Source organism: Pseudomonas sp. GT1P32, from assembly GCF_054897805.1.
Map to the genome: position 1 here is coordinate 1,246,385 of NZ_CM142704.1, position 12,092 is coordinate 1,258,476.

The 12,092-nt window shown below is 59.4% G+C and carries 11 protein-coding genes; 4 read left to right on the forward strand and 7 right to left on the reverse strand.

What is annotated here, in order from left to right; genetic code table 11:
• Positions 1 to 74: 74 nt before the first annotated feature.
• Positions 75 to 746, reverse strand: a complete 672-nt coding sequence (locus ACYZUC_RS05705; RefSeq protein ID WP_461994231.1) for a DUF3313 domain-containing protein — start codon at positions 744 to 746, stop codon at positions 75 to 77.
• 214 nt (positions 747 to 960) lie between these two features.
• On the opposite strand from ACYZUC_RS05705, the gene ACYZUC_RS05710 reads away from it, so the two are divergent.
• Positions 961 to 3,315: a tetratricopeptide repeat protein gene (locus ACYZUC_RS05710; RefSeq protein WP_461994233.1), complete on the forward strand. Its 2,355-nt coding sequence runs from the start codon at positions 961 to 963 to the stop codon at positions 3,313 to 3,315.
• 115 nt (positions 3,316 to 3,430) lie between these two features.
• Here ACYZUC_RS05710 and ACYZUC_RS05715 read toward each other — a convergent pair whose 3' ends face one another.
• The 4 genes from ACYZUC_RS05715 to ACYZUC_RS05730 all read right to left on the reverse strand — a co-directional run bounded on the left by ACYZUC_RS05715 (position 3,431) and on the right by ACYZUC_RS05730 (position 7,926).
• Complete coding sequence (locus ACYZUC_RS05715) at positions 3,431 to 4,399, reverse strand: hypothetical protein (RefSeq protein WP_461994234.1); 969 nt, start codon at positions 4,397 to 4,399, stop codon at positions 3,431 to 3,433.
• Between the two features lie 243 nt (positions 4,400 to 4,642).
• The gene (locus ACYZUC_RS05720) at positions 4,643 to 5,122 is read right to left on the reverse strand and encodes a DUF934 domain-containing protein (protein ID WP_461994236.1); all 480 of its coding nucleotides are present in this window, start codon (positions 5,120 to 5,122) and stop codon (positions 4,643 to 4,645) included.
• Entirely contained in the window at positions 5,119 to 6,792 is a 1,674-nt protein-coding gene (locus ACYZUC_RS05725) for a nitrite/sulfite reductase (RefSeq protein WP_461994238.1), read from the reverse strand. The genes ACYZUC_RS05720 and ACYZUC_RS05725 overlap by 4 nt, the downstream gene beginning before the upstream one ends.
• A gap of 138 nt (positions 6,793 to 6,930) precedes the next feature.
• A complete protein-coding gene (locus tag ACYZUC_RS05730) occupies positions 6,931 to 7,926 on the reverse strand; it encodes a glycosyl hydrolase family 18 protein (protein ID WP_461994240.1) in 996 nt (331 codons plus the stop codon).
• 304 nt (positions 7,927 to 8,230) lie between these two features.
• Between ACYZUC_RS05730 and ccoN the strand changes: the two genes are divergently transcribed.
• Entirely contained in the window at positions 8,231 to 9,658 is a 1,428-nt protein-coding gene (gene ccoN / locus ACYZUC_RS05735) for a cytochrome-c oxidase, cbb3-type subunit I (RefSeq protein WP_461994242.1), read from the forward strand.
• Positions 9,659 to 9,672: 14 nt separating this feature from the next.
• Positions 9,673 to 9,894: a cbb3-type cytochrome c oxidase subunit 3 gene (locus ACYZUC_RS05740; RefSeq protein ID WP_461994244.1), complete on the forward strand. Its 222-nt coding sequence runs from the start codon at positions 9,673 to 9,675 to the stop codon at positions 9,892 to 9,894.
• Between the two features lie 94 nt (positions 9,895 to 9,988).
• On the opposite strand, the gene ACYZUC_RS05745 is transcribed toward ACYZUC_RS05740, so the two are convergent.
• Complete coding sequence (locus ACYZUC_RS05745) at positions 9,989 to 10,483, reverse strand: hypothetical protein (RefSeq protein WP_461994245.1); 495 nt, start codon at positions 10,481 to 10,483, stop codon at positions 9,989 to 9,991.
• Between the two features lie 70 nt (positions 10,484 to 10,553).
• Complete coding sequence (locus tag ACYZUC_RS05750; RefSeq protein WP_461994247.1) at positions 10,554 to 11,321, reverse strand: AraC family transcriptional regulator; 768 nt, start codon at positions 11,319 to 11,321, stop codon at positions 10,554 to 10,556.
• A gap of 78 nt (positions 11,322 to 11,399) precedes the next feature.
• Here ACYZUC_RS05750 and ACYZUC_RS05755 point away from each other — a divergent pair, with 78 nt between their 5' ends.
• Complete coding sequence (locus ACYZUC_RS05755; protein WP_461994249.1) at positions 11,400 to 12,092, forward strand: aspartate/glutamate racemase family protein; 693 nt, start codon at positions 11,400 to 11,402, stop codon at positions 12,090 to 12,092.

The window sequence follows — 12,092 nt, forward strand, 5'->3', positions numbered from 1 at the left end:
CGCCGCTCCCACATCTGACCTGACCTTGATGTGGAAGCCGGCTTGCTGGCGAAAAGGCCCTCAGCTCCGCCGTATCATTTGGATTTGAGCTTCAAGTACGACTGATGCATATCCGCAGCCCAGCCATCAATCACGCCTTTCACGTCATCGGCCTTCATCACCTGCGATTCATTTTCCAGCGGTTTGCCGGTGCCCTTGCGCACTACCTGGGCCACGACTTTATTGCTGCCACCGTCCAGAAATACCGCTTCGGTGGCCAGGTCGGTCTGCTGATCACGAATACCGCTGGCGGTACTCACCGCCGCTGCCACCAGCGCAATCGGGATCACTTCATAAGGCTTCAGGCTTTCAGTCTTGCTGCTGACGGCAGTGATCGCGGCGCGCACCACAATCACACCCGGGCCAGGGCCTGAGGCCAGAGGCAGGGATTTGCCGATTTCGCGTTTGAGCGCCTGATCGTAATAATTGGTGATTCCGCTCAGGGTGGTCTGAGGGATTTTTGCCGTCGGCTGAGGCTTGGGATACAGCTGGGTCGGCTCGATGTACACGCTTGTGAATTTCTTGATGTCAACTTTCGGATCGATCCAGCGCATCACTACGGCACCCGAAGGTGACTTGGCTTCCTGGAGCTGGCTGTAATTTTTGAGGAAGCCTGAATACTCGTCTGGCTCGACCTTTTTGCTGGCGCAGCCAACTACGCCGATCGAGGCAATACACAGTGTACTCATCATCAATGCAAGCTTCATGCGGTAACTCCTGTAGGGCGGTCGACTACGGTTTGGAAACGGGTTTAACAGGTATAGCTAATGCAGCGCGTTTTGTTGTGCAGAATCACAACATTCATCTATCGCCGCGCAGAGGATCACACCTGTCATTTGACAGACGCCCGGCATCCGTCAAAGCTGCATCGAGCTAGAACGCGCGCCTGACGGCAAACGCACCCGGACTATGGAAGTCGCAATGCCGAAACATAAGAACAAAACAGCAGCCCCAAACCCTGATTCGTCACCGACTTCGTTTTCTCGTTATCTGTTTCCCGTCCTCATCAGCGTGTTGCTCCTGGCGATCGCGGGCATTGGCTGGTTTCTGTTCAGCAGCCAACCGGCCTCGGTGACCTATGCGCCGCCGGTCATTACGCCGGTCATTGCACCTGAAAAACCCGTGCTCGCCGCGCCGGCGAAGATGGTCGATGAGCAACAGTGCCAGGCTTGCCACAGTGAACAAGTGAAGGACTGGCAAGGCTCGCATCACCAATTGGCGATGCAGGAAGCCAGCGTCGGGACGATGCTTGGCGACTTCAACAACGTCACCTTCAAGGCCGAAAACGAGACGACCCGGTTTTCGCGCAAGAACGACGAATTCTGGGTCAACACGCCGGGCATTGATGGCAACAACGCTGACTTCAAGGTCGCCTACACCTTTGGCATCGCACCGTTGCAGCAGTATTTGATTGAGGTCGGTGACGGTCGGTTGCAGGCGTTGGGCGTCGCCTGGGATACCGAGAAACACCGCTGGTTTCACCTCTATCCGGGCCAGGGTGTGAACTTCAAGAACCCGTTGCACTGGAGCAAGCCGAGCCAGAACGCCAATTTCATGTGCGTCGAGTGCCATACCACCGGCTATAAACGCAACTTCGATGCAGCTAAAAACACCTTTGACAGTCAGTGGAACAGCCTTGGCGTGGGTTGCCAGGCGTGCCACGGTCCGGCATCCAGTCACCTGGAATGGACCGTGAAAAAGACCGATCTGATCCACGCCGGTTTCGCCGTCGACCTCAAGGACAAGGACGCGACCGTCGAGATCGAAACCTGCGCCCGCTGCCACTCCCGGCGCGCGCCGCTGGGCGATGGTTTCACCGTCGGCAAGCGGCTGATGGATGACTATCTGCCCAGCCCCCTGACCCGCGAGTTGTATGCGCTGGATGGCAAGATCAAGGACGAAGTGTTCGAACACGGCTCCTTCGCCCAGAGCAAAATGTTCGACAAGGGCGTGCGCTGCAGCAACTGCCACAATCCTCACAGCAACGAACTCAAGGCCCCCGGCAACGGCGTCTGCCTGCAATGCCACAACAGCGCCGGCAAAACCTCGGTGGCCGGTGTCGAGGGCAAGGGCTTGCAGGCGAAAAACTACGATTCGGTCGAGCACACCCGCCACGCCATGGGGCAACCGGGTTCACAGTGCGTGGATTGCCACATGCCCGGCAAGTTCTACATGGGCAATGACTTTCGGCATGACCACAGCTTCAGCATTCCCAACCCTGAGCGGGCGAAAAAACTCGGCACGCCGGACGCCTGCCTGACCTGCCATCAGGGCAAGGCCGGTGACAAAGTCACTGAACAATTCAAGCTCTGGAACACCGCAACCCCCGCCGTCCAGGCGCCGCGTTACGACGAAAGCCTGTGGCTGATTCGCAACGGTCAGCCCGGCGCGGCGCAAGCCTTGTACGAACAGCTGCAACGCAGCAACCTGCCAGCGATCCAGCGCGCAACGCTGCTGGCCGAGTTGCCGCTGTACCCCAGCGAACAGGCGTTGAAACTGGCGACTCAGGACTTGCGCAATCCGGCACCGCAAGTGCGTGAAAGCGCCGTTCGGGCGATCAGCGCGTTCCTCCCGCCGCCGGAGCGCGCACCACTGCTGACACCGTTACTGAGTGATTCGGTCAAAGCGGTACGCATCGTTGCCGCCCGGGATCTGCTCAGCGTCGCCCGCGATGGTTTGGGCAGCGCTCAGGCGAACTGGAACGCCGCCATCGCCGAGTATGAGGAGGTGCAAAAGAGCCTGGCCGAACGCGCAGAAGCCAACCTCAACCTCGCCATGCTGTATCAGGCCAGCGGTCGCAGCGCTGAAGTTGAAGCGCTGCTGCGCACGGCCCTCCAGCGCGATCCGGACTTTTACCCGGCGCTGGTGACGCTGGTGCAGTGGCTGGAAGCCAGTGGGCGCGGTCAGGAGGCACAGGCCCTGCTGGAACAGGGCCTCAAGGAGCATCCGGACGCCGCTTTGCTGCTGCATACCCAAGGGTTGTCGCTGATACGAGCGGGTAAAACGGCCCAGGCCATGCCGGTGCTGCGCAAAGCCGCCGGGCTGGAACCCCAGAGCGCGCAGTTCGGCTACGTGCTGGCGGTGGCGCTGCATGACAGTGGCAAGGTCGATGAGGCCTGCGAGGAACTGGAACGGTTGTTGAAGGTGCAGCCGGCGAACCGCAATGCGCGGTTATCGTTGATCCAGTACTACCTGGAAAACGGACAGGAGCCCAAGGCCCAGGTGCTGTTGCAAGGCTGGAAGAAGATGAACATGGGGGATCCGGCGTTGAAGTGATCCGGGGTTGATCCGAGAGCCCCTTCGCGGGCAAGCCTCGCTCCTACAGGTATTGCGTAATCCTTGTAGGAGCGTGGCTTGCCCGCGAAAGCGTCGCCACGGTCTTAACCTTTCATCACCACGAAGAACCACTCTTCAACGCCAACTCCCGCCGACTATTGGCCCGCATCGCCTTGATCAACGACACCGTGCCCACCAGCAGAATCGCGGCGCCAAACAGGAAGTCGATGTTGTACAACTGGAAGTCCTCCAGCGGTCCCACCAACAGCACGCGGATCGCGCCGATACTCACCAGTGTCGCGAGAAAATCGATGCCCGGTTCGTCGCGGTAAAACACGTGCATGATTGGCAGGCAGATCACCAGCAACAACAGCAGCACGATCACCTTGAACGAGCCTTTGCGCTCGACACTGAAGGCGCACTCATTGGCCGCGTAGGGCTTGTAATCGTCCTCGCGAACCAATGAATTTTTCTCGTTGATGTACTCGACCCGGTTGTACTTTTGAATCGGCGTGAAGGTATTGGACATCTCCATGAGGGTGGTGATGCGTTTGAACTTCAGGTCGATCCGCTCATTGCCCTTGAGGATGTACAGCACCGGTTTGTAGCCGTAGCGCCAGGTGTCAAACGGAAACGTCGCCGCCCGCCCCTGCACGCCGATAGGCCGGGATTCAAGCTCGGCGTAGGCGCTTTTGTCGAGCGAAGAGAGGTTGCGACTCAGCGGTTTGATCCTGACCTGCTCAAGGAAGATCGGCGTGACGCCGTAGGACCATTGAAGAGGTTCCAGGCGCAGGCGCAACTCATTGCGGCCCAGGTCATACCGATCGAAAGTGCGCTCGGAGACGATGACCGCACCCGAGAGCATGAAATCGCCCCGTACGTTGTTGGTGATACGCAGGGTCAGGTGATCCTTGCCCAACGCCGCCGCATCGCTGGCCGGTGGCGTGCCGCACCAGGCGGAACTGTCGGCTGACGCCCCGAGTTGCCCGTCACGGTTCTCCTGGAACAGATACACATAACTGCCCCACAGAGCCGCCATCAGCAACACTGCGACCAGCCCTAAAACTTTCTTGCCCGCGCTCAAACCAGACTCCTTTCTTTGACCAGCTCCCTTATGAGGCGCGGACTCTATCAAAACGGGGTCCCCGGCCAAAGCAAAAAGTCGTCCGAACGCGGCCAGAACCTTCAACCGCCTTCGCGAGCAGGCTCGCTCCCACAGTAGATCTTCATCGGACGCAAAATCGGTGTCCTGCACAGGTCAAAATGTGGGAGCGAGCCTGCTCGCGAAGGCTATTGAAGGCGGTGATCCTTTGAACTTTGGCATTTTCTAACGGCGCCGAAACAACGGTCGCGGCTCGATCACCGAGCGGCCATACAACACGCTCATGCCGGCGAGGCCCTTGAGCGCGTCTTCGGCGGACTTGTCCTCGCGCACCGCGAAGCTGTCGAAACCGCATTGGCGCATGTGGCTGAGTTGATCGCGCAGGACATCGCCAATCGCACGCAATTCGCCGGCCCAGCCCATTCGGGTACGCAGCAGATACGCCTGGCTGTAACCACGACCGTCACGAAAACTCGGGAAATCCAGCGCAATCAGCGGCAGTTGGTCGAACCACGGCTTGAGGCTTTCCACCTCATCGTCCGGCCCCAGCCACACGCCCTGCTGCCCGGGTTCCTCCAGCCAGCAGGCCAGCGGCACTATCGCCGGACCTGAAGGTAATCCGGCGGAAAGATCCCTGACCAGGGTCCACGGATCTGCGTCATCGATCCGCGCCACACCGGCCTCCAGTCGCAGCAGATTGTTCATGCCGACACCTCCAGCAACTTCGGATAAACCGCTTCCTTGAACGGCTCCAGACCAAGGCGCTGCAACGTGTCGACGAACAGTTCCTCACTCTCGCGGTAACGTACGAACGTGGCGATGATTCGTTCGATCACGTCGGGCACCTCAGCCGCGCTGAAGGACGGTCCGATGACTTTGCCCAACGCGCTGTGCTTGCCCTGAGCGCCGCCGAGGGTGATCTGGTACCACTCGCTGCCGTTCTTGTCGACGCCAAGAATGCCGATGTTGCCGATGTGGTGGTGGCCGCAGGCATTCATGCAACCGGAAATGTTGAGGCTGATGTCGCCCAGATCATGCAGATAATCCAGGTCGTCGAAACGCGCCTGAATGCCTTGCGCAATGGGGATCGACTTGGCGTTGGCCAACGCACAGAAGTCGCCACCGGGGCAGGCGATGATGTCGGTCAGCAAACCGACATTGGCACTGCCCAACCCATGCTCGCAAGCCACACGCCAGAGCGCGAACAGGTCCGACTTCGGCACGTCCGGCAGAACGATATTCTGTTCATGGGCAATGCGGATTTCGCCAAAGCCGAACTGTTCGGACCACGCGGCCACGGCATCCATTTGTTCGTCGGTGACATCTCCCGGCGGCGAAGCACTGCCCGGTTTGGTCGACAGCACCACACTGGCGTAGCCCGGCACCTTGTGCGGCTGGACGTTGCGCGAGACCCAGCGAGCGAATGCACTGTTTTCGGCCAGACGGGTGCCGAACTCCAGGTCGGTGCTGGACAGCGAACGGTAATCGGGCGGCACGAAGGCACTGGCGACGCGCGCATATTCATCACCGGTCAACTGCGCCGGACCGTCCTTGAGGTGCTGCCACTCCTCCTCCACTTCCCTGGCAAAGGCGTCGATCCCGAGTGCCTTGACCAGAATCTTGATCCGCGCCTTGTATTTGTTGTCCCGCCGGCCGTGGCGGTTGTAGACCCGCAGCACCGCTTCGACATACGACAGCAAATGCTGCCACGGCAAGCCTTCGCGAATCTGCAGGCCAAGAATCGGCGTGCGTCCCAAACCACCGCCAACGATCACCCGCAGGAGCATTTGTCCGTCGGCGCCGGGGTAAAGATAAAGTCCGATGTCGTGCATCATGATCGCCGCGCGGTCCTGTACGGCCGAGCAGATGGCGATCTTGAATTTGCGTGGCAGGAACAGGAACTCCGGGTTGATCGTCGACCATTGGCGCAGGATTTCCGCCAGCGGTCGCGGGTCGATCAACTCGTCCGCCGCGACCCCGGCGAAGGCTTCGGTGGTGATGTTGCGCACACAGTTGCCGGACGTCTGGATCGCGTGCATTTCTACCTGGGCCAGGCGTTCGAGGATTTCCGGCACCTGGGCCAGTTCGATCCAGTTGAACTGCATGTTCTGCCGGGTGGTGAAGTGGCCGTAGCCACGGTCGTAATCCCGGGCGATGCTCGCCAGCGTACGCATCTGTTGCGCGCTGAGCGTGCCGTAGGGAATGGCTACGCGCAGCATGTACGCGTGTTTTTGCATGTACAGGCCATTCTGCAAGCGCAACGGCAGGAATTCTTCTTCGCTCAACTCGCCTGCCGTGAAGCGTTCGACCTGATCACGAAACTGCGCAACCCGCTCGAAGACCAGCGCCCGGTCATAGTCGTCGTACTGATACATGTAACTACCTCATCAGGATGGGACGGGCTCTGTGGCTCGTTTTCGATGAGGCGACTATGACGGGCACGGGCAAAACATTACAGATTCAGGGGACTTCAAAAAAACCATATCAGTTTGACGGGATCACTAATGAGGTTGTTACGACATCTCATCAACGATCGGTGCGTAAATCCTTTTGAAGCGCCAATCGTACTTATCACCGGCCTTGTTGGTGCCACAGTCCCAACTGCACGACCACGTCATCAAGCCTCTGATCCCGTTGCCGTCTTTTACCAGTCGCTTGAGTGCATTTTTCACAAAAGCGGGATCAACTACATACCCGTTGGCGGCTGCATCGATACTGCTGGGCAAGCCGATAACGAATTTGTCGGCAGGGATTTTGGTGAAACCATAATCACCTGTTACCAATGCGGTGGTCAGGTAGTAGAGGAACTCTTCCTTGCGCACGCCATCGTTTTGCGCCAGCCAAGGTGGATTAAGGCCTGGCACATAAAGTCCATCACCGTTCTGGTTGTAGTATTGCGGGGCAATGAAGTCGTAATGATCCTTCAGCGCAGTCAAATACGGTACGTACTTGCCACTGGTTACCAAGTGCGGAAACTCCGGCGCCATGCTGATGATGAAATGCTTGCCTTCTTTCGCGTAGTGCTCCCTGACCAGCTTCAGCGCGGCGGGAATTACCTTGTTGTTATCGGCAAAGTCGATAGCGGCCTGCTCCAGATCGATGTCCAGCCCATCAAAACCATAGACCTCCGCCAATCGGACAATTTCAGTGGCAAGCGCCTGTTCCTGACCATTACGCAGCTCAATGTGAGCATCGGCGCCACCCAGTGAAATCAGCACCGCGCGACCTTGCTTGTTGAGTACGCCGACCTGACGCCGAAATTCCACATCGGTTTGGTTGTATGGCTTGAATGTCGGAATACCGGCCCCCTTCATGAACGCGACGGCCACAACGTTGTATTCGACGGGGATGTCTTCCAGTTGCACTTCACCCGTCAATCCGCCTTGATACCCGGCACTCGGTCCCCAGTTATGCCAAAAACCCATGAATATCTTTTTACCGCGAATATCAGGCATCTCGGACGCATCATCGGCAGGCGCCTTGGGGCCTGTATAAGTGAAAGTTGTCATTGGTTCACCCTTGAGTTCAGAACATCCTGTATGAAAGTGCCCCTCCTGATCGCCATGACCGGCAGGGCTGACTTGCCTTGAACGCAACCACTGGAACTCACCACTACCCAATGCGTCAGCGGGTTTATTAAACCGCTGGATTCAATCCGCCGATACTGTCAACTCTGACAGGTACGGCGCCTTTATCTGATCCGTATTAATTGCGCTTTCCTGAATCTGTTTTGTTTTCGATGAGGTTTCTACAGTTCACGGCATGCCAGTCCGGGTGGCCTGGCAAGACTTTGCAACCGTGGAAGCATTGACCATGAGCACAGCAACAATCGGACAGGCCTATAACTACAAGGTCGTCCGCCAATTCGTCGTGGCGACCATTTTCTGGGGCGTCGTGGGGATGGCGATGGGGGTGTGGATCGCCTCGCAACTGGTGTGGCCCGAGATGAACCTCGACCTGCCGTGGACCTCGTTCGGGCGTTTGCGTCCGCTGCACACCAGCCTGGTGATTTTCGGCTTTGCCGGCAGCGCGCAGTTCGCCGCCAGTTATTACGCAGTGCAGCGTACCTGCCAGGTGCGGTTGTACTCGGACACCCTTGCCGCCTTCACTTTCTGGGGTTGGCAATCGGTCATCGTGGTGATGCTGATCACCCTGCCGCTGGGCTACACCACCACCAAGGAATACGCCGAGATCGAGTTCTCCGGCGCAGTGTGGATGACGGTGGTCTGGGTGGCGTACGCCGTGGTGTTTTTCACCACGGTGGTGCGACGCAAGACCCATCACATTTACGTCGGCAACTGGTTTTTCGGTGCGTTCATCGTGGTGATCGCCATGCTGCACGTGGTCAATCACCTATCGATTCCGGTGGACTGGTTCAAGTCCTACCCGGTGTATTCCGGCGCCACGGACGCCATGGTGCAGTGGTGGTACGGGCATAACGCGGTGGGTTTCTTCCTGACCACCGGATTCCTCGGGATGATGTATTACTTCGTGCCGAAACAGGTCGGGCGGCCGGTGTATTCCTATCGCTTGTCCATCGTGCATTTCTGGGCGTTGATCACCCTGTACATCTGGGCCGGCCCGCACCATTTGCACTACACCGCGTTGCCGGACTGGGCGCAGTCGTTGGGCATGGCTATGTCGCTGATCCTGCTGGCGCCGAGCTGGGGCGGCATGATCAACGGCATGATGACGCTCTCGGGCGCCTGGCATAAATTGCGCACCGATCCGATTTTGCGTTTTCTGGTGCTGTCGCTGGCCTTCTACGGCATGTCGACCTTCGAAGGGCCGATGATGGCGATCAAGACCGTAAACGCCCTCTCCCACTACACCGACTGGACCATCGGCCACGTGCACGCCGGCGCCCTCGGTTGGGTGGCGATGATCACCTTCGGCGCGGTCTACCACATGATTCCGAAAGTCTTCGGTCGCGAGCAGATGTACAGCACGCCGCTGATCAACCTGCATTTCTGGCTGGCGACCATCGGCACCGTGCTTTACATCGCCTCGATGTGGGTCAACGGCATCACCCAGGGCCTGATGTGGCGCGCGATCAACGACGACGGCACGCTGACCTATTCCTTCGTCGAAGCCTTGCAGGCCAGTCATCCCGGATTTGTGGTGCGGTTTGCCGGCGGCGTGTTCTTCCTCAGTGGCATGCTGCTGATGGCTTACAACGCCTGGCGCACCGTGCGGGTATCCGACGTGGCGTTGGCTGAACGTGATGCGCGGATTGCCTGAGGCGAGGAGCTGAGATGTTCGAGATCGTATTGAATATCGTGGGTGTTGCGGGGCTTTGGCTGGCGATCGAGTGCTGCCTGAAGCAGCAGACGGCGCAGAGTCTGGAGGAAGCGAGCCTGATCCCGTTTGCCGATGACCCGGAGGTGGCGCGACGGGTGGAGTTGGCGACGGGGAAAGTGGTGAAAGCGGTTGCGCCGGAAGTGGCAAAGCCCGGTTGGGTGAATCTGGATATGTGATTCGAAGCTGATGACCCCATCGCTGGCAAGCCAGCTCCTACAAGTGCAACGCATCCCTTGTAGGAGCTGGCTTGCCAGCGATGGCGGTCTCGGATCAACCGCGATCGCGGGGGATCAGACTCTGCAACTGCTGCGCCAGAAAATTCGCATCGAAGGCAAAGGTGTCCGGGTCCTTCAAACCATTGGTCTTGCGCCATTGCCAGCTGCTCGACGGCGGCAGGCACACCAGCGAAATGCTGCCATACCGCGCGGCAGTCAGGCCCATCACCGCCAGGGAAATCTGCCCACCGGTGCCCATCACGTCCGGCACGAACTCCACGGGTTTGCCGGCGATCACGATGCCCAGTTTCTCGGTCTTGAACGTTGACGTCTCGACCGGAACGCTCGGCCCCGAGGCGACATACGCCTCGCGGCTGACTTCCAGCAGGTTCGGCGCCTGTACCGGTTCCAGCCATTGCTGGATCTGATCGAACAGCTCGCCAATGCGCGTCGTCCACACGGCCGATTGCGACTCGAACAGTTGTTTTTTGTGCGCTTCGCTGTCTGCGTAGTGGCGAAGCATCTCGCCCAGTTGCTGTACGTCGTCCATTGCGGTGTTCCTTTGGTTGAAGCAGTGCTGCGGACTTTGAGCATGGCAGATGCGCGCGGCGGGCGTACGACTAAAAGCGTGAGCGGTATTGGCTGGGGGTCATGGCGAGGAATTTGCGGAAGGCGCTGCCCATGTGCGACTGATGGGTGAAACCGGCATCAAGGGCGATGTCGGCCAGGCTCAGCCCGGTGTGCTCGATCATCCGCCGTGCCGCCTGCAGTCGTACTTCAACGAGGTAAGCGTGCGGTGTCAGGCCGATGGCGCGGGTAAAGTCGCGCAGAAAGCGCAGCTCGTTCTGGCCGTAGGCCGCCGCCAGTTGTTGCAGCGTGAGGGGCTGGTGGAATTGTCCTGCGATCAGGTCCAGCACTTGTGCGAGTGCGGCTGGCGTGGGCCGATGAGCCATTTCGACCTGCGGTTGCGCCAACCCCACGAATCCCAGGGCACATTGCTCCAGTGCCAGAAAGTCGGGTTGTGGCGCGAGTAACAAACGCCGCACTTCGCGCGCCAGGCTCAGCGCCTGTCGATTGCCGCAAGACTGTACGCGGTGGCCAATGGAGGGCAAATGCTCATCGGCAAACGATTCGTCCAGCTGCATCAGCAAATATTCGCCACCGCTGGACGATTCGGAAAACACTTCGACGCCCACCGGGGTATACGCCAGAACACCGGGCAACGTATCGAAATCCACCCGCCGATCCGAGTCAATCGCGTGCACACCTTGCTGGCGCTCCAGCGTCACCCCAAGGGTTCGCGACTGCGCCGGATCGCGTGCGCTGTAAGCGGCACGGGGCAGAAGTTGCAGGCTGAATTTAGCGCCCGTTAGCCGTTGGCTCAGCATGTGAAATTTCCTGATAGAAAGCCGTGAAGCGCCACGGGATACTCCCAGACAAAGGGTTGCCATCAACAGGAGCACGCCATGCGCACCATCGGCCTTATCGGCGGCATGAGCTGGGAGTCCAGCGCCGAGTATTACCGCCTCATCAACCAACAGGTACGCGACCGGCTCGGGCCGTTGCGTTCGGCGAAATTGCTAATGTACAGCGTCGACTTCGGGCCTGTCGAACAGGCCCAGCATGCCGGTCGCTGGGACGATGCGGCGCTGATCCTGGTGGATGCCGCGCGGCGGCTGGAGGCTGGCGGCGCCGATTGCGTGGTGCTATGCACCAACACCATGCACAAGGTCGCCGGGCAGATTCAGGCGGCGATCAACATTCCGTTTCTGCACATCGCCGACCCGGCCGGACAGGCGGCGGTCGATGCCGGCGCGCTAAACGTCGGGTTGCTGGGGACTGCGTTCACCATGGAGCAGGACTTTCTCAAGGAGCGCCTGACGTCGATGGGGCTGACCGTACTGGTGCCGGACGCCGAGGAGCGTCAAGCCGTGCACCGGATCATCTACGACGAGTTGTGCGTCGGGGTGATCAGCGAGGACTCACGCCGGATTTATCAGCAGGTGATCGAATCCCTGAGCCAGCGCGGCGCCCAGGTCGTCATCCTCGGTTGCACCGAAATCGGCCTGCTGATTAAACCCGAACACAGCACCCTGCCCCTGCTCGACACCACCGAACTGCATGCGCAGGCGGCGGTGGCGTTTGCACTGGGCGAGTGA

What these genes read in the sequence shown, in the direction of transcription:
- ACYZUC_RS05755 (WP_461994249.1), top strand. Translation starts at nt 11,400, where the DNA reads ATGCGCACCATCGGCCTTATCGGCGGCATGAGCTGGGAGTCCAGCGCC.
- ACYZUC_RS05725 (WP_461994238.1), bottom strand. Translation starts at nt 6,792, where the DNA reads ATGTATCAGTACGACGACTATGACCGGGCGCTGGTCTTCGAGCGGGTT.
- ACYZUC_RS05720 (WP_461994236.1), bottom strand. Translation starts at nt 5,122, where the DNA reads ATGAACAATCTGCTGCGACTGGAGGCCGGTGTGGCGCGGATCGATGAC.
- ACYZUC_RS05750 (WP_461994247.1), bottom strand. Translation starts at nt 11,321, where the DNA reads ATGCTGAGCCAACGGCTAACGGGCGCTAAATTCAGCCTGCAACTTCTG.
- ACYZUC_RS05710 (WP_461994233.1), top strand. Translation starts at nt 961, where the DNA reads ATGCCGAAACATAAGAACAAAACAGCAGCCCCAAACCCTGATTCGTCA.
- ACYZUC_RS05740 (WP_461994244.1), top strand. Translation starts at nt 9,673, where the DNA reads ATGTTCGAGATCGTATTGAATATCGTGGGTGTTGCGGGGCTTTGGCTG.
- ACYZUC_RS05705 (WP_461994231.1), bottom strand. Translation starts at nt 746, where the DNA reads ATGAAGCTTGCATTGATGATGAGTACACTGTGTATTGCCTCGATCGGC.
- ACYZUC_RS05730 (WP_461994240.1), bottom strand. Translation starts at nt 7,926, where the DNA reads ATGACAACTTTCACTTATACAGGCCCCAAGGCGCCTGCCGATGATGCG.
- ACYZUC_RS05745 (WP_461994245.1), bottom strand. Translation starts at nt 10,483, where the DNA reads ATGGACGACGTACAGCAACTGGGCGAGATGCTTCGCCACTACGCAGAC.
- ccoN (WP_461994242.1), top strand. Translation starts at nt 8,231, where the DNA reads ATGAGCACAGCAACAATCGGACAGGCCTATAACTACAAGGTCGTCCGC.